This is a genomic window from Xanthomonas arboricola pv. juglandis (genome assembly GCF_905367715.1).
Taxonomy (GTDB): Bacteria; Pseudomonadota; Gammaproteobacteria; order Xanthomonadales; family Xanthomonadaceae; genus Xanthomonas; species Xanthomonas arboricola.
Window position 1 is genome coordinate 695,942 of record NZ_HG999362.1, and the last position, 21,434, is coordinate 717,375.

A 21,434-nucleotide genomic window follows, 5' to 3' on the forward strand; every position below is an offset into this window, starting at 1 on the left:
GAAGCGGGCATCATGGTGCGGCTCCACGTCTGCGTAAGGCATTCATCAATGCGGTGAGCTTGGCGAAGACCTGGTCGACCTGCTGGCTGACGATGTCTTCGTCTTCGGTGTTGCTATAGCCCAGTCGTACGGCGATCTGGACCTGTGTATCCAGTTCGGAGAGCGAGCCACGCGCAATCGAGAGAAACCGCGCGTAATCGGGAGTTGAACGTCGCGCCGCACCTTCGGCGATATTCGATGGAACGCTGATGGCCGCACGGCGCAGTTGCGCCGTCAGACCGTAGCGTTCCTGCTCGGGAAAGACCTCGGTGAACCGATAGATCATTTCCACAAGTTCCATGGAATCGCGCCAGGCCTCCAGGCGTTCATGAGGCCGCTTTGCCGATTCCCGATTCTCCACTCCCGATTCCCGGCTCTCAGCCAATCACAAACAACGGCTGATCGAATTCCACTGGCTGGCCGGTTTCGCCGAGGATGGCCACGATGGTGCCGGAGACGTCGGCTTCGATCGGGTTGAACATCTTCATCGCCTCGATGATCGCCAGCGTTTCGCCGGCCTTGACCTGCTGGCCGACGGTGACGAAGGCCGGCTTGTCCGGCGAGGGCGAGGTGTAGAAGGTGCCGACCATCGGCGCGCGCAGCACGTGGCCTTCCGGCAGGGCGGCAGCCTGCTTGGCGCCGCCGGTGGAAGCCTCGGTGGGCGACTGCATCGGCATGCTGGGGGCGGCCGGGGCCTGCGCGGGCGGGGCAGGTGCGTACTGCTGCACCGGCGCGCTCATCACGGTCGTGCCCTTGGGCACGCGCGCCAGACGCACGCTTTCTTCGCCTTCCTTGATCTCGATTTCGGCGAGATTGGATTCTTCGAGCAGGTCGATCAGTTTCTTGATTTTGCGGAGATCCATAAGGGCCTCATGAGGTGAATCGGTGGAGGTTGCCGGCGGCTGCCGGCGGAAGGGGGTCAGGCCGTCGGCGCGGACGCCGGCGTGGGTGATCGGGATGTCATGCGTCGCGTTCCAGCCGCGCGATCACCGCTTCCAGCGCCAGCCGGTAACTGTCGGCGCCAAAGCCGCAGATCACGCCATCGGCCTTGTCGCTGAGATAGCTGTGGTGACGGAACGGCTCGCGCGCATGCGGGTTGGACAGATGGATTTCCACGAACGGCAAGCCCACGCCCAGCAGCGCGTCGCGCAGCGCCACCGAAGTATGGGTGAAGGCGGCCGGGTTGATCAGGATGTAGGCGGTGCCGTCCTCGCGCGCGGCGTGGATGCGCTCCACCAGCACGTGCTCGGCATTGGACTGCAAACAGGCCAGCGTATGCCCGGCGGCCTGCGCACGGTCCACCAGAGCCGCATCGATCTGCGCCAGCGTGGTGCGCCCGTAGACATCCGGCTCGCGGGTGCCGAGCAGGTTGAGGTTGGGGCCGTGCAACAGCAGCAGGTGGGCCATGACATCCGGGAGAGCGGAAAGGCCGGAAGTCTGCGCGATGTCGCCGATGCTGTCCAGATAGACGAAGTTAGGTCTGTTTTAAACGATTGTTTTAATTTCGTGGTGGCACGCTGCCGCGTTGGTGTGCCAGGCCCTGTGGGGCTGCGGTTTCGCGGCAGGCGCCCAGTCTTCCCGGTCGGTCGATCGCATGCCGACCATCTGCTGAATCACCATGGGGCGTAGTGCAGCGCGTCCATTCGCGGAAGTGGTGTGTTCGCTGCCGTGCGTCCCCGGCCCCTGCTGCTATCTGTCGTGCTGTCGAGTGGCGTGCTCGGCAGCGTCGGCTGGTGTTCGCCGGCATCCAGCCACTTCAGCGCCGATCGGCGCTCGATCCCTTCATCATCGACCCATGCCGTCCATGCATCAGGCCGCCGTTCGAGCCGGCGCGCCGGCCCGCGGGTCTGACCGACCGGCTCACCTAGCCGCGCGCAGCAACGCATCCTCGGTGATCGCGTTGGTCAGCACGGTCGGCAGCACCGCCGGCGGTGCGCCCGGGCCGTAGACCACGTACAGCGGCACGCCGACGGCCTGGTGCTGGTCGAGGAAGGCGCTGATCCTGGGGTCGACGTTGGTCCAGTCGCCTTTCATGTAGACCGCGTCGACGCGGCGCAGCGCGTCGCGGAAGTCGGCGCTGCTCAGCACGTTCTTCTCGTTGGCCTTGCAGGTCACGCACCAGTCGGCGGTCATGTTGACGAACACCACACGGTTGTCGGCGCGCAGCCGGTCCAGCAACTGCGGCGAGAACGCCACCACGCCCTCGGCGGCAGTGGCGGCCGGCAGGCGCAGGCGGGTGACCCCGACCACCGGCACGATCGCCAGCACCAGCATCACCGCGGCCAGGCCCATGCCGATGCGATGGCTCTTCCAGCGGCTGCGCTCGAAGCAGAACAGGCCCAGCGCCAGCAGGGTGGCGCCGACCAGCATCAGCGCCAGCGCGTCCACGCCGCGCTGCTTGCCCAGCACCCACAGCAGCCAGATCGCAGTGAGATACATCGGGAACGCCAGCACCTGCTTGAGCGTTTCCATCCACGCGCCGGGCGTGGGCAGGCGCCGCGCCAGCGAGGGGATGAAGCCGATCAGCAGGAACGGCAGCGCCAGGCCCAGGCCCAGCGCCAGGAACACCAGCATCGCCAGCAGCGCCGGGGCGGTGAAGGCATACGCCAGTGCGGTGCCCATGAACGGGGCGATGCAGGGGCTGGCCACCACGCAGGCCAGCACGCCGGTGAAGAAATCGCCCAGCGGGCCATTGCGCGCTGCCAGCGACTGGCCGATGCCGCCCAGATTGCTGCCCAGCGTGAACACGCCCGACAGGCTCAGCCCCACCGCGAACATCAGATAGGCCAGCGCCGCGACGAACCACGGCTGCTGCAGCTGGAAGCCCCAGCCGGCCGCCTGCCCGGCCGCGCGCAGGCCGATCACCAGCGCGCCGATCGCCGCAAACGACACCAGCACGCCCAGCGAATACCAGATCGCATGGCTGCGCGCGTGGCTGCGGCTCTCGCCGCTGTGGGCCAGGCCCAGCACCTTCAGCGACAGGATCGGCAGCACGCAGGGCATCAGGTTCAACACCAGCCCACCGAGCAGGGCCAGCACCAGCATCGCCAGCAAGCCCTTGTCGGTGTGCGGCGGCTGGGTGCGCTGCGGATTGTCGGCCGAGGCATCTGCGGCTGGCGCTGCAGTCGCCGCGGGCGTCGGTGCCGGCGCCGGTTCCGCAGGCAGCTGCCCGGCCGGCAGCGGCGAGATCATCAGCGGCGCCGCCTGCGCCTGGTTCTGCGGCGACACCGTGCCGGCGGGCAACTCCAGCGCCACCCGACGGGTCATCGGCGGGTAGCAGATGCCGTCGGTCTGGCAGCCCTGGAAGGTCGCCACCAGGGTCGCCTTGACCGGTTCGGCGTGCTCGCGCAGCAGCGGCAAGGTGACTTCGGCCTGGTCGAAATACACCACCACGTCGCCGAAGTGCTCATCGCGGTGCGCCTTGCCCTGCGGCCAGCGCGGCAGCCCGGGACGCACGCCGCCGGCGCCTTCCAGCGCCAGCGAGGTGCGGTCGCGGTAGATGTAATAGCCGGGCGCGGGGGTGAAGCGCAGCAGCAGGCTGTTGCCGTCGCCGACGATGGCTTCGAAGGTGAAGGCCTGCTCGGCCGGCAGCGGCAGTGCGTCCACGCCGGCGGCCTGGCCGGTGCTGCCGAACAGCCGCGGGCCTGCCGGTGCGCGCGGCACCAGTGCGCCCAGGTTTTCGCGAGGGGTGGCGGACGTCGCGGCGGGAGCCGAGGCATCGGGCAGGCGCACGCGCAGCTCGCGGCGTTGCGGCGGGTAGCACACGCCGGCGTCGGCGCAGCCCTGGTATTGCACCTGCAGCACGGCGGTCTGCAACCCGGCATCGGCCTTGCCGGCCAGCCTGGCCTGCAACTGCTTGCGGTAGGTCTGCACCTGGCCGAAGAACTCGTCGTGCTTGCTCTCGCCTTCCGGCAGCGCCAGCTCGCCGGCGGCAAAGCCTTGCCCGGATTTGACGCTGATGCGGTGGCGATACAGGTAATAGCCCGGCGCAATCTTCCAGCGCAGCGCGATGCTGTCGCGGCTGTCGGCGGTGGCGCTCAGGGTGAAGGCCTGATCCACCGGCAGCAGGTCGGCCTCGGTGACCGCGGCCTGCGCGGGCAGGGGCGCCACCAGCGCCAGCGGCGCTGCGAGCAAGGGTACGGCCAGCAATGCGCAGCGGGCGATCCAGCGGGACAGAGACTTCATGGACGTCAGGATTCCTTGCGGGTTTCGGCCCGGACCCAATCGAGATACGCCGGCAGCCCGGCGCTGGCTTGGACCGCGATCGCCTCCGGCAGTTCATACGGATGCAGCGCCTGCAGCCGCGCGATGGCGTCCGGCAGGCGGTCTTCCCAGGTCTTGATCAACAGCTGGACTTCCTGGCTGCGCTCGATCGCCCCGTTCCAGCGGTACAGCGACTGCACGCCGGGCAACTGGGTGACGCAGGCGGCCAGGCGCTCGTCCAGCAGCACGCGCGCAATGCGCTCGGCGCTGTCGGCATCCGGGCAGGTGCTGAACAACAGATGGAGGGAAGAGGCGCTCATGTGACCGCGCAGTGTAATCCCCTGTCTGCGGGGGATCGACCGCAGATTCCGGAACAGGGCATTAAGTTCGCTGGGCCTGGCGGCAGGGCAGCGATGCCTGCGCCTTGGTGGCCGACCATGCGAGAGTGCGATGGCACTACACCGGAGTAAGCGGGCGTAGTGCGGGGATGTGGATTGCCGCTGCAGGCCGTCTCACGGCCCGGCGCCTGGGGCGCCGGGCCGGGCCGGATCAATTGGCCAGCTGGCAGCTGGCCGGCTTGGCCGAGGTGAACAGGCTCGAGGTCGCCCATTCGGGGTGATCCACGAACGGGTTGCGGTTGCCCTGGAAGCTGAAGATCACCTGGTTGCGCGCCCGCTCGGCATCGTCCGGCGGGTCGGCCTGGTGCCAGGCCAGCAGCGTGGACAACAGGCCCATGTAGGCCGGCGAAGCCGAGGTCTGCACGATCTTGCTGCGGTCGTCGGTGAGTTCCAGGTCCGGCTCGGACTGCCCGGTGGCCGCGTCGGTGCCGCCTTCATAGCGGATCGCCATGTACATCACCGCACGCGCCATGTCGCCCTTGCGCTTGCCCCACACCTCGAAGGTGCCCCCGTTGCCATCCGGGGTGCGTACCCAGTTGGAATTGCCAGGATAGCGCCCGCTGCCGCCGCCACTGCCGTCGTTGACCTCGGTGACCCGCTCGCCGCAGCTGCTGGTGCAGGCCGCATAGGGCTTGTTGCCGCGGTCGGCGTTGAAGGCGGTGTCGGTCAGATACAGCATGTGGGTATCGGTATAGGGCGCATATGGCAGCCCCTTGTCGCCGCTGGCGCTACCGAAGCCCAGCGAGTTGGGCCAGGTGTGCTCGCGGTTGTAGGTCAGCCCGCTCCCGGTGCCGGCACGGTCGCTGCCCTTGGCGTAGCTGCGGTTGCGGTAGGCGTCCAGGATCCGGCCGCTGTTGTTGGGATCCTCATCGGCCATTTCCAGGATGGTCCAGGTGCTGGTGCCCGAGCCGCTGTACGGATAGACCGTGTGGCCCTTGATCACCGTATGTAGCGAACAGCGCAGCTGGCTGGCATTGGCGGTGTTGACCCGCGAGTAATAACCGGTGCCGCCGCCGCTGGCGGTGGCCACGGTGAAGGCGATCGACTGGTTGGCGGCCGGGCTCAGCCCGCTGGCATCGCGGATGGCGCTGGCGGTGATCGCCAGGGTGCAACGCTCGCCGCCGACCAAGGCGGTGTTGGTGGACAGGCTGAAGCGGGTGCCGCTGGTCGGGTAGCTCAGCGCCACCGTGCCGGAGCTGGCGCAGCTCAGTGCGAAGGCGCCGCTGCTCAGCGTCACCGCCTCGCTGAAGCTCACGCTCAGGTCGCCGGCGGCGGGAAAGCCGGTCGCGCCCTGGGTCGGGGTGGTGCTGGTGATCGTCGGTGCGGCGCCGGTCTCGCCGCCACCGCCGCTGCCGTTGAAGCTCTGGCCGCGGTTGCACGCGCCAAAGGTCTGCGCCGACGAGCCGGCCCAGCTGAAGTTGGCCGCGCTGCTGCCGGTGCCGGTCAGTTGCAGCGAACTGCCGACCGCGCTGCTGTTGCTCTCGCTGACCGGCAGGTTCTGGCTGGTGATGCCGGCGGCGGGCCCGCCGCTGCCGGTGATGGCGCCTTCGTAACTGAGGAACTGCACCAGCTGCCCATTGGGGTCGACCAGCGCCACGCCGTCGTTGGGCCCGTTCTGCACGCCGTTGCTGGCGTAGCCCACCGTGGCCACGCGCACCTGGCTGCCGCAGCTGACCAGGCTGCCGGCCGGCATCGCCGTATTGGCGTAGACCGTGGCTGCGCCCGGTGTGCTGCCGTTGTACAGATAGATGCGGTAGCCGCTCAGCGATTCGCCGGCGGTGGCCACTACTTCCACCCCTTCGCCGCTGTCGCCGGAGGCGCCTGCGTCGTCGTAATGCAGTTCGTTGATGAACACCGCCGCGTGGGCGGTGGGGACGGCCAGCGCGAGCGCACAGGCCAGGGGAAGCGTGCAGCTGGGGGACCAGCGCAAGGGGAAAACACGGGCGGGGGACGGCAACCTCATCGACAGCTCCTTGTGATCGGGGAATGCGTGGCCGACTGTAAAACGTGCGCATGACAATCGGTGGAACCTGGTTCCATTTTTAGAGCGGCTGCTCCGGCGACTGCTCGGTGCGCACCGTCCGGCGTGCCAGTGGCTCGGTAGCTGGTCTCAGGCGCAGCTGGCGATTGCGCAGCCCGGTTCCCACCCGGCTGACCGTTGCCAGCGGGGCAATGCGCGCCAGGTCGTATCGGCCGCGTCGTGGCCCTGGCACGGAACTGCCCGGCGAAAATTTTTTGCCCCCAGCCCTTGAAAGCTGGCCACACAGCACAATCTCTGGCCCGCACCCGCTCTGTCGGGTTTTTTCCGCGCGCTGTGCTGGCAGTCGTCACATACGAGTGCTAACATCGCCGATAATTTCCAGACCAATCAATCACTTAAGAGGGTCTTTCTCTATGAGCATCAAGCCGCTTCACGACCGCGTTGTAGTCAAGCCGATCGAAGCCGACGAAGTTTCCGCCGGCGGCATCGTGATCCCGGACTCCGCCAAGGAAAAGTCCACCAAGGGTGAAGTCGTCGCCATCGGCGCCGGCAAGCCCCTGGACAACGGCAGCCTGCGCGCGCCGGTGGTCAAGGTCGGCGACAAGGTCATCTACGGCCAGTACGCCGGCAGCAGCTACAAGTCCGAAGGCGTCGAGTACAAGGTGCTGCGCGAAGACGACATCCTGGCCGTCATCGGCTGATCAGGCGCTATGCGCCGGGAATCGGGAGTTGGGAATCGGGAATGGGCAAAGCGGCTAACCCACTTCGCCATCCCACCCCGCCCCGATTCACGCTGTTGATCTGCCGATTCCCCATTCCCTATTCCCCATTTCCGGAGTTACATACAAATGGCTGCTAAAGACATTCGTTTCGGTGAAGACGCACGTACCCGCATGGTTCGTGGCGTCAACGTGCTTGCCAATGCCGTCAAGGCCACCCTGGGCCCGAAGGGCCGCAACGTCGTGCTCGAGAAGAGCTTCGGCGCGCCGACCATCACCAAGGACGGCGTTTCCGTCGCCAAGGAAATCGAACTGGCTGACAAGTTCGAGAACATGGGCGCGCAGATGGTCAAGGAAGTCGCTTCCAAGACCAACGACAACGCCGGCGACGGCACCACCACCGCCACCGTGCTGGCCCAGGCCCTGATCCGCGAAGGTGCCAAGGCTGTAGCCGCCGGCATGAACCCGATGGACCTCAAGCGCGGTATCGACCAGGCCGTCAAGGCTGCCGTCATCGAGCTGAAGAACATCTCCAAGCCCACCACCGACGACAAGGCGATTGCCCAGGTCGGCACCATCTCGGCCAACTCGGACGAATCGATCGGCAACATCATCGCCGAAGCGATGCAGAAGGTCGGCAAGGAAGGCGTGATCACCGTTGAAGAAGGCTCGGGCCTGGAAAACGAGCTGGACGTGGTCGAGGGCATGCAGTTCGATCGCGGCTACCTCTCCCCGTACTTCATCAACAACCAGCAGAGCCAGTCGGCCGACCTGGACGACCCGTTCATCCTGCTGCACGACAAGAAGATCTCCAACGTGCGCGACCTGCTGCCCGTGCTGGAAGGCGTGGCCAAGGCCGGCAAGCCGTTGCTGATCGTCGCTGAAGAAGTCGAAGGCGAAGCGCTGGCCACCCTGGTGGTCAACACCATCCGTGGCATCGTCAAGGTCGTGGCCGTCAAGGCACCGGGCTTCGGCGACCGTCGCAAGGCGATGCTGGAAGACATGGCCGTGCTGACCGGCGGCACCGTGATCTCCGAGGAAGTGGGTCTGGCGCTGGAGAAGGCCACGATCAAGGACCTGGGCCGCGCCAAGAAGGTGCAGGTTTCCAAGGAGAACACCACCATCATCGACGGCGCCGGCGACTCGGCCACGATCGAAGCCCGCGTTGGCCAGATCAAGACCCAGATCGAAGACACCTCGTCCGATTACGACCGCGAGAAGCTGCAGGAGCGCGTGGCCAAGCTGGCCGGTGGCGTTGCAGTGATCAAGGTCGGCGCGTCGACCGAAATCGAAATGAAGGAAAAGAAGGCCCGCGTCGAAGACGCCCTGCACGCCACCCGTGCAGCCGTCGAAGAAGGCGTGGTCCCGGGCGGCGGTGTGGCCCTGGTGCGTGCGCTGGTGGCCGTCGGTAACCTGACCGGTGCCAACGAAGACCAGACCCACGGCATCCAGATCGCCCTGCGTGCGATGGAAGCCCCGCTGCGCGAGATCGTGGCCAATGCCGGCGAAGAGCCGTCCGTGATCCTGAACAAGGTCAAGGAAGGCACCGGCAACTACGGCTACAACGCGGCCAACGGCGAGTTCGGCGACATGGTCGAGTTCGGCATCCTGGATCCGACCAAGGTCACCCGCTCGGCGCTGCAGAACGCAGCCTCGATCGCCGGCCTGATGATCACCACCGAAGCCATGGTGGCCGATGCACCGAAGAAGGACGAGCCGGCGATGCCGGCCGGCGGTGGCATGGGCGGCATGGGCGGCATGGATTTCTGATCCACGCCACTCGGCTGTTGCAGCAAAAAAGGACCCCGCCGAAAGGCGGGGTTTTTTGTGGGCGATGAGCTGGATGCCGCAAGAGGTCGTGCGTGGCCACGCAGACCCCATCATGACCCGTAGGAGCGCCCCTGGGCGCGAAAGGGCTTCACCGGGAATGCCCCAGTCGCGCCCGGGTGCGCTCCTACGCATCGATCGCCTGACGCAATCATCGGCCCGCGCCCCAACCGTGTCGAACCCATGCGTGCATGACCACGCAGACCCCATGACCCCGTAGGAGCGCCCCAGGGCGCGAATGAGCTTCACCGGGAACGCCCAATCGCGCCCGGGTGCGCTCCTACGCAGCGCCGATGCCATTGGCTTGCGCAATCGGTTCGCGGCCCCAACCGTGTCGAACTCGGCGCTTGCATGGCCACGCAGACCCCATGACCCCGTAGGAGCGCCCCAGGGCGCGAAGGGGCTTCACCGGGAACGCCCAATCGCGCCCGGGTGCGCTCCTACGCGGCGCAGATGCCACCGGTTCGCGCAATCGGTTCGCGGCCCCAACCGTGTCGACGTGCGTGCCATCGTGTGGATTGTGGACCCCATCACACTTGCATGACAGTGTGTTGACATCGATGTCAGCGCCAACCTAGCGTCGCTGGGCAGGCGCTTGCGCCGAACGGTCGGGGGGCCATCGGACAGGGGGCGGCGATGCGGTGCATCGCTCGCAGGCGTCGTTGCAGTGGAACGCCACGCCGGCCATGCCGGCCTCTCCCGGGGATCTTATGAACTGCCGCAGTCATCGCCTTGCCTTGTCGATTTCCTTGTCCCTCGCCCTGACCGCCGTCATCGTACCGTCGGTGGCGGCCCAGCAGGCCGAGCCGGAGCAACCGCGCACCACCTCCACCCTGGACGCGGTCAGCGTCACTGGCTCGCGCATCAAGCGCGCGCAGGTCGAAGGCGCGCAACCGGTGGTCACCATCTCCGCGCAGCAGATCCAGCAGGAGGGCTTTGCCACCGTCTACGATGTGCTCAACAGCATGAACCAGCAGGGCTCGGTGGAGGCCGATACGCAATGGGGCTCGCATACGCCCAACGCCTCGCCGATCAACTTGCGCGACCTGGGGCCGGGCCGCACCCTGCTGCTGGTCAACGGCCACCGCGTGGCTGACTACCCGCTGCCGTACGGCGGCGAGAGCAACTTTTCCAACTACAGCAACATCCCGTCCGCGGCGGTGGAGCGCATCGACATCCTGACCGGCGGCGCCTCGGCGATCTACGGCTCGGACGCGGTGGCCGGCGTGGTCAACGTGATCCTCAAACGCGATTACCAGGGCGACCAGGTGCGGCTGCGCGGCGGCACTGCCACCGAAGGCGGCCGCGACAGCTTCGACGTGTCCTGGGCCGGCGGGCGCACCGGCGAAAACTGGAGCCTGACCTACGCGCTGCAGGCCACCCGGCGCGATCCGTTGAGCGGGCGCGATCGCCCCGAGATGGACGATTCCGACGACATGGCCTATTCCAACTGGACCGGGCAGAACCGCCGCTATGGCTTCAACCCGTTCACCGGCCTGAGCCTGGTCGATGCCAACACCAACGAACGCCTCGCACCGCCCGCCGGCACCTGCGCGCGCTTCGGCGGCGAGTTCATCGACGGGCAGCGGCTGAGCTACAACCAGAACACCGGGGCGGTCACCAACGCCGGCGACTACTGCGGCGTGGCGCGCGATTACGGCGACTGGGGGCTGGTCACCGGCAGCGAGGACTACTCGGCGTATCTCTACGGCACCTGGAAGTTCGGCGAGCACACCGAAGCCTGGGCCACGCTGTCGGCCAACCGCAGCATCGGCCGTTGGACCTACGACCCGCCGTACGTGTATCTGGGTCCGTTCCAGGACGCCGACACCGGCCGCTCGCTGTATGCGATCCGGCAGCTCACCCGGCGCGAGGCCGGTGGTTGGGACCGGCTGGCCAACTACAACAAGGAGCAGTCCTGGGACCTGAGCGCCGGCTTGCGTGGCGTGTGGGCCGACCGCTTCGACTGGGAGCTGAGCGTGGGCCGCTCGCGCTACACAGTGGACGAATACGTACGCACCGTGGACACCGCCCGCGCCACCGATTATTTCCTCGGCAGCCCCACCGGCACCGCCGCCGACGGCACGCCGATCTATGCGATCAACCAGGCGCGCCTGTATGCGCCGCTGTCCTCGAGCGAGTACGACGACCTGGTCGCCAAATCGCATAACTCAGCGTATTCGTGGGTGAACCAGGCCAGCTTCAGCCTGAGCGGCGATCTGGTGCAGGGCTGGGCCGGGCCGATCCGCTTCGCCACCGTGGCCGAAGTCGCCAAGCAGGGCTACCAGCTGTCGCCCGACCCCTGCGCCAACGAGTGCTATCCGGTCGATGTGGTGGACAGTGGCGGCGGCGAGCGCATGCGCAGTTCGGCCGGGCTGGAATTCCAGATTCCGCTGCTGTCGACGCTGAGCGCCAATGTCGCCGGCCGCTACGATCGCTACGGCAGTTACCGTTCTTCGGCGGCGATTCCGACCGATGTCGGCACCCAAAGCGACACCACCTGGAGCGCGGGTCTGGAATGGCGCCCGGTCGAGAGCCTGTTGTTGCGCAGCACGCTGGCCACCAGCTTCCGCGCGCCGGACATGCATTACGTGCTCGGCGAACCCAGCTCCACCAACCAGACCGTGATCGACCAGTACCGCTGCATCGCCACCGGCGCGTATCTCACCGGCGGCTGCAACGACGAGAACAGCAACATCTACTACACCGTGGACGTGAACCGTCGCGGCACGCCGGATCTGCGCTCGGAAACCGGCCGCTCGTTCACTGGCGGGGTGGTGTGGGACATCGTGCAGGGCCTGTCGCTGAGCGTGGATTACTACCGCATCGAGCTGGAGGAAATGATCAAGGATCTGGACCGCGACGAGATCCTGTCGGCCGAAGCCGGCTGCCGCACCGGCACCACCATCAGCGGCGGCGCCTGGAACAATCCCGGCGGCGCCGGCTACTGCGACACCATCACCTCGCGCGTGCTGCGCAACGCCGACGGCACCATCGCCAGCATCGAGCGTGGCCCGATCAACCTGGCGCAGATGGAAACCTCGGGCATCGATGCCTCGCTGAAATACCGGCTTGCCACCGCGGGTTGGGGCAACTTCCAGTTGTCGCTGGACTACAACAACCTGCTGGCCTATCGCGAGCAGATCTACCGCACCGACAGCGATGAAAACCGCCGCGACGAACGCGTGCGCAGCCGTGTGCGGGGCAGCGTGCATTGGGACAACGGCGGCGCCTGGGACTGGACGGTGTACTTCCGCCGGCTCGGCTCCATGCGCGCGGTCAACTGGGGCACCTGCGAGCGCTTCGACGACGGCTACCAACCCAGTGCCTCGGACGCATGCGTGGTCACCGACACCGCCAACGTGCATCTGGGCGAGAGCAGCAAGCGCTACTTCGGCCGCGTCGGCCCGGCGATCTACTGGAACCTCAGCACCGGCTACAGGATCACCGACCACGCCAAGGTCAACTTCTACGTCAACAACGTGTTCAACGAAGTGGGCTACGAGAACAAGGAGCGCTTCTACGGTTACGGCTTCTACAACACCACCTTGTTCAACCCGATCGGCCGCGAAGTGGCGGCGGAATATGTGTTTACGTTCTGATTGAAGGTGCTGGCCGCATCGCACGTCACGGCATAGCGCCGTGGCGTGCGATGCATCGTCGATGCCACCTGCGCAGGCAAGCCGTGCTCGATCCCGGCCTGCCAACGCGCGCGTGGTAATGCCGCGTATCGGTTCGCGCAGCTTGTCGTGTGCCGCGGTGGTCGGCGCGACACATGCGGCTTGCAGGCACCCTGCGGGAGCACCGCTGCAACGTTCCGTTGCCGATGAAACAGTGGCAACGGCCAAACGTGCGTGGTATCAATGCACTCAATGAACGCACCCCGCAGCCAGTTTTACTTTTGGTACTACGGTTTTCCGATGCCGCTGGCGGAGGACGGATTGCGCTCACCCTGAAGAAATCTTCAGCAGCATTCCCGAAAAGCCGCCAGCGCACACTGGCGGCTTTTTTGTTGCCGCCGCGCCTGGCTCCCTGATGCAACACCGCCCACCGAGACACTGTTATGCCGCCTGTGACCGATGACCTGCGTATCCGCAAGATCGAAGCCCTTGCCCCGCCCTCGCAGCTGCTGTCGCTGCTGCCCTGCGACGAGCGCGCCTCCGAGACCGTGACCAATTCGCGTGCCGCGCTGCACGAGATCCTGCATGGCCGTGACGACCGCCTGGCGGTGGTGATCGGGCCCTGCTCGATCCACGATCCGGTCGCGGCGATGGACTACGCGCACCGCCTGCGCCCGCTGCGCGAGCAGTTCGGCGACGCGCTGGAGATCGTGATGCGGGTGTACTTCGAAAAGCCACGCACCACCATCGGCTGGAAGGGCCTGATCAACGATCCGGATCTGGATGGCAGCTTCCAGATCAACAAGGGCCTGCGGGTGGCGCGCGGTCTGCTGCGCGACATCAACAACCTCGGCCTGCCGGCCGGTGTGGAATTCCTCGACATCATCTCGCCGCAGTACATCGCCGACCTGGTGGCCTGGGGCGCGATCGGCGCACGCACCACCGAAAGCCAGGTGCATCGCGAAATGGCCTCGGGCCTGTCGTGCCCGGTGGGCTTCAAGAACGGCACCGGCGGCGACGTCAAGATTGCGGTGGACGCGGTGGGTGCGGCCTCGCACCCGCATCATTTCCTGGCCGTGACCAAGGACGGCCACACTGCGGTGGCCGCGACCGCAGGCAACCCGGATTGCCACGTGATCCTGCGCGGCGGCAAGCAGCCCAACTTCGACGCGGCCAATGTGGAAGCGGCAAGCCAGGTGCTCAACACGTCTGGCTTGCCGGCGCGCCTGATGATCGACGCCAGCCACGCCAACAGCGGCAAGAATCCCGAGAACCAGCCCAAGGTCATCGATGACATCGCCACGCAACTGGAAGGCGGCGAGACCCGCATCGTCGGCGTCATGGTGGAAAGCCACCTGGTCGGCGGACGCCAGGAACTGGTGCCGGGCTGCGCACTGACCTACGGCCAGAGCATCACCGATGGCTGCCTGGGGTGGGACGCCTCGGTGCAGGTGCTTGAGCGCCTGGCGACAGCGGTGCGCGCACGTCGCGCAAGGCGGGTTGCCGAAGCTGCGTGATCGGCGAGGCGGTGGGGTGAGAACACGAGGCTTCGCGCGTACCCTCATCCGGCGCTGCGCGCCATCTTCTCCCGCCGGGAGAAGGGATAAGCCGCTCTTGAGCAGCCTGGCAATGACCACAAGCGTGCGCGTGCTGATGGCCGCTCCAGAACGAGAACGCCGGGCCGGCGCAGGGAGCCGGCCCGACGGATTGGACACCACCCAGTGGTGACCCGTCGCGCCCAGCGGCAGGAGGGGAGAGAGCCGTCCTGCCGCCGAATGCGAGCGGGCAGGAACGTTATCCGCCACATCCGTGACATCGCGATGTCGCAGCATGTCGGCGCCAGCAATGAAGTTCGCGAAGCGTTAAACACTGGCATGACGGCCGTGCTCAGATCCCTCTAGCAACGCCGCCACGCTGCGCTAAAACCGCCGATTCCCGAATCCCGCTCACCCCAACATATCCCCCGTCTCCAACCAGCGCTGATGCCACGACAGCGCCTCGGTCAGCAGATGCGGGGTGTGCTTGCCATAGCTGTCGCGATTGGCGCGCGCCACATAATCTTCCAGCGCATCGCGGTAGCGCGGGTGTACGCAGTGATCGAGCAACTGGCGTGCGCGTTGCTTGGGTGTGAGGCCGCGCAGATCGGCCAGGCCTTGTTCGGTGACGATCACCGAGACATCGTGTTCGGTGTGATCGACATGGCTAACCATCGGCACGATCGACGAGATGCTGCCGGCCTTGGCGATGCTGGGGCTCAGGAAGATCGACAGGAAGCCGTTGCGCGCAAAGTCGCCGGAACCGCCGATGCCGTTCATGATGCGGCTGCCCATCACGTGGGTGGAATTGACGTTGCCGTACAGGTCGGCCTCGATCATGCCGTTCATGCCGATGCAGCCGAGCCGGCGCACCAGCTCCGGATGATTGGAAATCTCCTGCGTGCGCATGATGATGCGCTGCCGGTAGAAATCGATATTGCGCTTGAACTCCTCGTTGCCCTCCGGGCTGAGCGCAAAACCGGTGCACGAGGCGTAGCGCAGCACGCCATCGCGCAGCAGCGCGAGCATGCCGTCCTGGATCACTTCGGTGAACGCTTCCAGGTCGCGGAAGCCACTGCGTGCAAGCCCCGCCAGCACCGCATTGGGAATATTGCCCACGCCCGATTGCAGCGGCAGCAGGCTGGCCGGCAACCGGCCCTTGTCCACTTCGTGGCGCAGGAACGCGATCAAGTGCTCGGCGATGCGTTCGCTGCTGTCGTCGGCGGCAGCGAACGGGCTGTTGCGGTCCGGGCCATGCGTGCGTACCACTGCCACGATCTTGTCCGGGTCGCAGCGCAGGCTGGGTTCGCCGATGCGGTCGTCGCCGTGGATCAACGGGATCGGCTTGCGCTGCGGCGGCAGCGCAGTGCCGTAGTACACGTCGTGCATGCCATCCAGGCCGGCCGGCTGCCAGTCGTTGACTTCGATGATCACCTTGCTGGCCAGGTCCAGCCAGGTCTTGTTGTTGCCGATCGAGGTGGACGGCACCAGGCTGCCGTCGGCGCGGATTGCCGAGACTTCCACCACGGCGGTGTCGATCTGCCCGTAAAAGCCGAACCACACGTGCTGGGCGACGTGGCTGAGATGGATGTCGATATAGTCCAGCGTGCCGGCGTTGATGCGTTGGCGCGCGTCCGGGTCGGACTGGAACGGCATGCGCATGGCGATGCCGTCGGCCTTGGCCAGTGCGCCGTCCAGTTCCGGCGCGGTGGACGCGCCGGTCATCAGCTTGATCTGGAATGGCTGGCCCTGCAGATGCGCCGCTTCGATGCGCTGCGCCAACGCCATCGGCACCGCCTTGGGGTAACCGGAGCCGGTGAAGCCGCTCATCGCCACGGTCTCGCCGGGCTGGATCAATGCGGCAGCGGCCTCGGCAGAAACCAGGCGCTCGCGCAGCGGCGCGTACAGGATGCGTTCGTCGGACATGGGCGGCACAGCGGGACAGGGGACTGCCATTATCGCCGCTGCATGCGTTGGCCGCGCTGCGACCATGGTGCAATGCAATGGTGCGGATGGCCGCAACTGCGTGCGAAGCGGACTGTTGCGTGGCAGGTCGGATGGGGCAACACATCGACGCTGCGTCCGCTTTCGTTGCCGCATCTGCAGCCTGGCGTTGGCGTCGCCGCTGGCAGGCCGGCGGTCGCCTGGTGAGCGCAGGCCGGCAAGCCCTGTGCGCTGCTGCGCTGTGGCACTAATCGTCAACGCGTCCCCAGCTGCCGTGCAGCGGATGCGGTGATGCGCTACCGGCCATGTTCACGCCTCGCCGCCAGCGCAACCGCGATAGTGGCGGCAGACTCGACTTCTGCCTGCGCCCATGTCCTCTCTTCGCGACCGCTTCCAGCGCTGGCCCCGGCCATGGCGTATCGCAGTGGTCGTGCTGGTGGCGCTGTATGCGCTGTATCTGCTGGCCGGCAACCTGTTTCTCAACACGCCGTTGTTCGATGCCGTCACCAATCGGCAGCCGCATAAATTCACCATGCAGACCGGCCCGGCACTGACCGTGTTTCCGGGGCAGGTGATGGCCTGGAACGTGCGCATGCGCGGGCAGGCCAACCGCACCGTGTACGTGTTTCACGCCGACCGCGCCAATGCGCGCGTGGCCTTGCTGCCGCTGTTGCGGCGCGAGGTGCGCCTGCCCTGGCTGCATGCCACCGGCCTGGAAGCGGAAGTGGAAACCTCCGACACGCCCATTCCGCCACCGCCGCGCGGCGATCAGGGCTGGACGCTGCGCTTCGATGCGATCACCAGCAACAGCATCCGCAGTGCGCGCCTGGGCAAATTGCTGATCGCCGGGCAGGGCCACGGCAGCGTCGGCTTCCTCAAGCAGCTCAAGGGCGGCCCGTCGGAGCTGTTTCCCTCCGAAGCGGGCTTTCGCGATGCGGTGGTCAGCTATGACGGGGTGCAGGTGTTCAATGGCGCGCAGCTGGATGCGCAATTCCAGTTTCCGCGCCATTACCGCGACCAGGCGCCGGGCCTGCGCAAGCTCGGCATTACCCACGCACGCCTGCAGCTGAAGGCGGCGACCGTGGCGTTGAAGATCGACACCGGCGCGCCGCATGTGGACATCCGTAGCGGGCCGTCTGCGGCGCGGGTGGAGGCCGACATCACGCTGGATCGCGGCACCCTGCAGGAAGGCAGCCATGCGGTCTGGCGTCTGCCGTTGATGGCCGGCGTCGGCGCGACCGAGCGCGGCATGCTGGCGCTGCAGCTGGACGTGGCGCGCGACATCCGTGTGCAGGCACGCCTGCCGCGCGACGAGAAGACGGGCAGCGAGCTGCAGGCCGATCTGCGCATCGCCGGGCGCAGCATTCCCTTCCAGGATCCTGCGCAGGTGCTGCCGCGCCTGTCCGGGCAGGTGCGTGGGCGCTGGCAGTTCGAATCGCTGAACTGGATCGCCGAGCTGTTCGTGCGCAAGCCCTGGTTCCAGCTCGCAGGCGGCGGCCTGGTCGAGGCCGATCTGCGCTTGGCGCAGGGGCGGCTCGCCAGCGGCAGCAGCCTGGAGATTCCGCGTGTTGAGGCGGTGGCGCAGGTGTTCGATACGCGGCTGGCCGGTATCGCCAAGGCGCATGGACGCATCGACGATGCCGCCACGCCGCAGGCGCACCTGGAGGTGAGCATCCCCACCTTCAAGGCCGCACCGCGCGATGCGCCCAGGCAGGTCCTGCTGGACGGCCGTGATCTGCAGCTGGCCATGCATGGCGATGCCGAACTGGCGCGCCTGCGCGACACGCTCAAGGCGCAGCTGCGTTTCAGCGATGCGCGCGTTCCCGATCTCACCGTCTACAACCGTTACCTGCCCGGCAAGAACGTGCGCCTGCTCGGCGGCAGCGGCAGCCTGACCGGCGATGTGGCGCTCAATGCCGCTGGCGATGTGGGCAGCGGTCACGCCAACCTGCGCGGGCAGGGCGCGCATCTGGCGCTGGCCGGCGTGCAGATGCGTGGCGATGCCGAATTGCAGGCGCAGCTGCAGCGTGCCGATTTCAAGAACAAGTTTTTTGACCTCAGCGGCACGCGCGTACGCCTGCGCAATATGCGTGTGGGCGACGACAGCAGCGACGCCAACTGGTGGGGGCAGATGCAGGTCGGTGCCGGCACCATCCAGGCCAACGCACCGTTCCAGGTGGATGCCGATGCGGCGATCCGCATGCGCGATGTCGCGCCGCTGCTGTCGGTGTTTGCGCAACGCGCCGACTATCCGCGCTGGGTACTGGGCTTGCTGGATTCGGGCGAGTTCGACGCCACCGGCAGGGTACGTTGGCGCAAGCAGCAGTTGCTGATCGACGACCTGCATGCGGAGAATGCGCGGCTGTCGCTGCGTGCAAGGCTGGCCTTGAACGACGAGCAGCGGCGCGGCGATCTGTATCTGCGCTGGGGCGTGCTGGGCGCCGGGATCGAACTCGATGGCAAGCAGCGCCAGTGGCATCTGGCCGGCGCGCGCGAATGGTACGACGCGCGGCCGGGATTGTTGCCGGCGGTGTCGAAGGCGAAGTAAGCGGCTCGTTGTCTGAGGCTTGCGTAATGCGGCCAGCCTTGCCGTCTTCGATGAGGCACTGCGCGCACTGCCGGGCGTGTAGGACATCCAATGCACACCCGGCACCTGCCGGTGCCCAGCCGCAATCGCCGCTGCGCACCGCGCTCACGGTTTCCTTGGCACACTGCACCACGCCGCGTGCGCGGTCTTCAGGAGCCTGCCGTCATGACGATGCCTGTTCGCGCCCGCTGGCAGACCTTGCCCCGCCCGGTGCGTTGGCCGTTGCTGGCGTTACTGGTGGTGTACGCAAGCTATCTGCTGCTCGGCAACCTGTTGCTCAACACGCCACTCGGGCCGGCCGCGCTCAATCGCAAGCCGGACCGGTTCACCATGCACTGGGGCCCGGCAGTGACCTGGTGGCCGGGCCGGCTGACGCTGTGGAAGGTGGAGTTGCAAGGCCGCTCCACACGCACCCGCTGGAACGTCAGCGCGCAGCGCATGAGCGGGCAGGTGCGGCTATTGCCGTTGCTGCATCGGCAGTTGCTGGTGCCGGAGCTGCATGCGCACGGGGTGCGCGGCGGCACGCAGGCGGCTGTGCCCACAGCCGGTACCGTGGCGACGCAAGCACCGGCGACAGCGCCGAACACGCAGGCCGCTGCCGCAACGCCGGCTGACGCAGCCGGTATGCCGCCGCCAACGACCACGCAGGACAAGCTACCCACACGCACCCCGGACGTCGCGGCGAGCACGCAGCCGCCCGCACGGACGACCGGCGCAGCCGCCCGCGTGCCGCCATCCTCTGGGGTCGCCAATACCGCTGGCGCACCCGCAGGTCCCGCATCGACCGCTCCGGCCTGGACCCTGCAGTTCGACCGCATCGTCGCCGATCAGGTGCAGGCAGTGACGCTGCGTCAGCTGCGGATCGAAGGCGATGGTCAGCTGCAGCTCGGCCTGTTCAAGCAGTTGCGCGGCGGGCCGATGGAAGTGTTTCCCTCGCGGGCGAGCTTCGACAACGCACGCATGCGCTGGGGTGACAGCGAAGTGCTGCGCAACGGCCAGCTGCGTATCGAAGCCAGCATCGCGCGGCATGCGCCGGAGCAGGCACGTGGGCTGGCCATGCTGCAGCTTGCCGATGCGCAGGTGAGCGTGCATGGCGACACTGCGGCACTGGATGTCGTACGCAATGCGCAGGGGCGCCACACGCTCGCCACACGCGCCGGCACGGGGCGTGCGGATGGGCAGTTGCGCTGGGTACGTGGCGCCTTGCAACCCGGCAGCCAACTGCAATGGCGCGCTCCCCTGCACGACAGCACGCGCACGCCGGCCGCCCTGCTGGGCGAGCTTGCAGCGCAACTGCAGGTGGATCAGGACATGCGCGTGCAGGTGAGCATGCCCGAGCCGGCCGATGCCGGGCTGACCCTGGATGCGGATCTGCGCGTGCAGGGCCGGCAGCTGCCGCTGCAATCGATGCGCAGCCTGCTGCCGCGCACCTCCGGGCATGCGCGCCTGCACTGGCAGCTGTCCTCGCTGAGCTGGATTCCGGCGCTGTTCCCGGACGTGGACTGGCTGACACTGGAAGGCGACGGGCTAGTGGATGCGGATCTGCGCATCGATCGCGGCCAGCTCGGTGCCGGCAGCCGTCTGCAGGTGCCGCACGTGCGTGCGCATGTCGGCGTGATGGGGCATGCGATCGATGGGCAGGCCAGTGCCGACCTGCGTGTCAGCGCCGATGCGAACGGACAGCTGCTGCCGGCACTTGCCTTGCAGATGCAGCAGTTCTCCATTGCACACAGCGATGCGCCCACGCGCCCGTTCGTGCAGGGCCGCGATCTGCGTCTGGATCTGCAGACGCGCGCCGATGCACGCAACCTGGCCACGCTGCGCGACGCCACGCGTGCGCATCTGGTGTTCGCCAATGCGCGCGTGCCGGATCTGCGTGCCTACAACCGCTATCTGCCGCAGCAGCAATTGCGCTTCGATGGCGGCAACGGTGTGCTCAGTGGCGATCTGCAGATCGAACCCGGTGGGCGTATCGGCAAGGGCGGTCTGCGTATCGGTGCACGTGCGGCGCGGCTGCAGTTTGCCGGCCTGGCACTGCGTGGCGATGTGGATGCGGATCTGCGCTTGCAGCGCGGCGATCTGCGTGCGGAAAACTTTCGCCTCGACGCCAGCACCATCCAGCTACGCAATATCGGATTCACCGGGCCGGATGGTCAGCGCCGCGATGGCTGGTGGGCGCGCATCGTGCTGGAAGACACCCGCATGCAATGGCACCAGCCGGTTGGTGTGGATGGTCGCGTGCGCATCCAGGTGCGCGATCTGGCGTTCCTGATGGCGCTGTACGCGCGCGACCGTTCGATTCCGAACTGGATGCTGCGGCTGGTGGATGCAGGCCAGGCGCAGGTGACCGGGCGCGTGCATTGGCAGGGCGACACCGTCATCGTCGATCGCTTGCAGGCGCGCAACCAACGCTTCCAGGTGGATGCGCGCCTGCGTTTGCAGGGCAGCCAACGCAGCGGCAGTCTGCTCGCGCGCTGGGGCATGTTGAGCGCAGCGGTAGGGTTGCGCGGCCAGACCCCGGAATGGCATCTGCTGCGTGCACCGGAGTGGTACCAGGCCCAGCCCGATCTGCTGCGCTGAG

At 67.1% G+C, this 21,434-nt stretch carries 14 protein-coding genes; 7 read left to right on the top strand and 7 right to left on the bottom strand.

Annotated elements, in window-relative coordinates:
- Positions 1-10: 10 nt before the first annotated feature.
- From KHN93_RS02965 to KHN93_RS02990, 6 genes are all read right to left on the bottom strand, one after another.
- Complete coding sequence (locus KHN93_RS02965; RefSeq protein ID WP_180324602.1) at positions 11-340, bottom strand: four helix bundle protein; 330 nt, start codon at positions 338-340, stop codon at positions 11-13.
- A 76-nt stretch (positions 341-416) separates the two neighbouring features.
- A complete protein-coding gene (gene accB / locus KHN93_RS02970) occupies positions 417-902 on the bottom strand; it encodes an acetyl-CoA carboxylase biotin carboxyl carrier protein (protein WP_016903367.1) in 486 nt (161 codons plus the stop codon).
- A 97-nt stretch (positions 903-999) separates the two neighbouring features.
- Positions 1,000-1,446, bottom strand: a complete 447-nt coding sequence (gene aroQ, locus KHN93_RS02975) for a type II 3-dehydroquinate dehydratase (protein WP_024940552.1) — start codon at positions 1,444-1,446, stop codon at positions 1,000-1,002.
- Between the two features lie 453 nt (positions 1,447-1,899).
- Positions 1,900-4,224 (bottom strand): protein-disulfide reductase DsbD family protein, encoded by a 2,325-nt coding sequence (locus KHN93_RS02980; RefSeq protein WP_047126171.1) that lies wholly within the window; start codon positions 4,222-4,224, stop codon positions 1,900-1,902.
- Positions 4,225-4,229: 5 nt separating this feature from the next.
- Entirely contained in the window at positions 4,230-4,562 is a 333-nt protein-coding gene (gene cutA / locus KHN93_RS02985) for a divalent-cation tolerance protein CutA (RefSeq protein WP_024940554.1), read from the bottom strand.
- 229 nt (positions 4,563-4,791) lie between these two features.
- The gene (locus KHN93_RS02990) at positions 4,792-6,603 is read right to left on the bottom strand and encodes an endonuclease (protein ID WP_211921935.1); all 1,812 of its coding nucleotides are present in this window, start codon (positions 6,601-6,603) and stop codon (positions 4,792-4,794) included.
- Between the two features lie 431 nt (positions 6,604-7,034).
- Between KHN93_RS02990 and KHN93_RS02995 the strand changes: the two genes are divergently transcribed.
- The 5 genes from KHN93_RS02995 to KHN93_RS03015 all read left to right on the top strand — a co-directional run bounded on the left by KHN93_RS02995 (position 7,035) and on the right by KHN93_RS03015 (position 14,304).
- Complete coding sequence (locus tag KHN93_RS02995; protein WP_003483210.1) at positions 7,035-7,322, top strand: co-chaperone GroES; 288 nt, start codon at positions 7,035-7,037, stop codon at positions 7,320-7,322.
- Between the two features lie 147 nt (positions 7,323-7,469).
- Positions 7,470-9,110 (top strand): chaperonin GroEL, encoded by a 1,641-nt coding sequence (gene groL, locus KHN93_RS03000; protein WP_011035771.1) that lies wholly within the window; start codon positions 7,470-7,472, stop codon positions 9,108-9,110.
- Positions 9,111-9,877: 767 nt separating this feature from the next.
- Entirely contained in the window at positions 9,878-12,769 is a 2,892-nt protein-coding gene (locus KHN93_RS03005) for a TonB-dependent receptor plug domain-containing protein (RefSeq protein ID WP_244812192.1), read from the top strand.
- Positions 12,770-12,993: 224 nt separating this feature from the next.
- Positions 12,994-13,203, top strand: a complete 210-nt coding sequence (locus KHN93_RS03010; protein ID WP_126750501.1) for a hypothetical protein — start codon at positions 12,994-12,996, stop codon at positions 13,201-13,203.
- 27 nt (positions 13,204-13,230) lie between these two features.
- On the top strand, positions 13,231-14,304 hold the full coding sequence (locus KHN93_RS03015) for a 3-deoxy-7-phosphoheptulonate synthase (RefSeq protein ID WP_046345560.1): 1,074 nt from the start codon (positions 13,231-13,233) through the stop codon (positions 14,302-14,304).
- A 429-nt stretch (positions 14,305-14,733) separates the two neighbouring features.
- Here KHN93_RS03015 and scpC read toward each other — a convergent pair whose 3' ends face one another.
- Positions 14,734-16,248, bottom strand: a complete 1,515-nt coding sequence (gene scpC / locus KHN93_RS03020) for a succinyl-CoA:acetate CoA-transferase ScpC (RefSeq protein WP_039523179.1) — start codon at positions 16,246-16,248, stop codon at positions 14,734-14,736.
- 388 nt (positions 16,249-16,636) lie between these two features.
- Between scpC and KHN93_RS03025 the strand changes: the two genes are divergently transcribed.
- Together KHN93_RS03025 and KHN93_RS03030 are read left to right on the top strand one after the other, a co-directional pair.
- Positions 16,637-18,814: a translocation/assembly module TamB domain-containing protein gene (locus KHN93_RS03025; RefSeq protein WP_211921937.1), complete on the top strand. Its 2,178-nt coding sequence runs from the start codon at positions 16,637-16,639 to the stop codon at positions 18,812-18,814.
- A 204-nt stretch (positions 18,815-19,018) separates the two neighbouring features.
- On the top strand, positions 19,019-21,433 hold the full coding sequence (locus KHN93_RS03030; protein WP_211921939.1) for a hypothetical protein: 2,415 nt from the start codon (positions 19,019-19,021) through the stop codon (positions 21,431-21,433).
- Position 21,434: the final 1 nt, after the last annotated feature.

Coding starts and splice junctions, on each gene's coding strand:
- accB (WP_016903367.1), bottom strand. CDS start 902: ATGGATCTCCGCAAAATCAAGAAACTGATCGACCTGCTCGAAGAATCC.
- KHN93_RS02980 (WP_047126171.1), bottom strand. CDS start 4,224: ATGAAGTCTCTGTCCCGCTGGATCGCCCGCTGCGCATTGCTGGCCGTA.
- cutA (WP_024940554.1), bottom strand. CDS start 4,562: ATGAGCGCCTCTTCCCTCCATCTGTTGTTCAGCACCTGCCCGGATGCC.
- groL (WP_011035771.1), top strand. CDS start 7,470: ATGGCTGCTAAAGACATTCGTTTCGGTGAAGACGCACGTACCCGCATG.
- KHN93_RS03025 (WP_211921937.1), top strand. CDS start 16,637: ATGTCCTCTCTTCGCGACCGCTTCCAGCGCTGGCCCCGGCCATGGCGT.
- KHN93_RS02990 (WP_211921935.1), bottom strand. CDS start 6,603: ATGAGGTTGCCGTCCCCCGCCCGTGTTTTCCCCTTGCGCTGGTCCCCC.
- KHN93_RS03030 (WP_211921939.1), top strand. CDS start 19,019: ATGACGATGCCTGTTCGCGCCCGCTGGCAGACCTTGCCCCGCCCGGTG.
- KHN93_RS02995 (WP_003483210.1), top strand. CDS start 7,035: ATGAGCATCAAGCCGCTTCACGACCGCGTTGTAGTCAAGCCGATCGAA.
- KHN93_RS03015 (WP_046345560.1), top strand. CDS start 13,231: ATGCCGCCTGTGACCGATGACCTGCGTATCCGCAAGATCGAAGCCCTT.
- KHN93_RS03005 (WP_244812192.1), top strand. CDS start 9,878: ATGAACTGCCGCAGTCATCGCCTTGCCTTGTCGATTTCCTTGTCCCTC.
- KHN93_RS03010 (WP_126750501.1), top strand. CDS start 12,994: ATGAAACAGTGGCAACGGCCAAACGTGCGTGGTATCAATGCACTCAAT.
- scpC (WP_039523179.1), bottom strand. CDS start 16,248: ATGTCCGACGAACGCATCCTGTACGCGCCGCTGCGCGAGCGCCTGGTT.
- KHN93_RS02965 (WP_180324602.1), bottom strand. CDS start 340: ATGGAACTTGTGGAAATGATCTATCGGTTCACCGAGGTCTTTCCCGAG.
- aroQ (WP_024940552.1), bottom strand. CDS start 1,446: ATGGCCCACCTGCTGCTGTTGCACGGCCCCAACCTCAACCTGCTCGGC.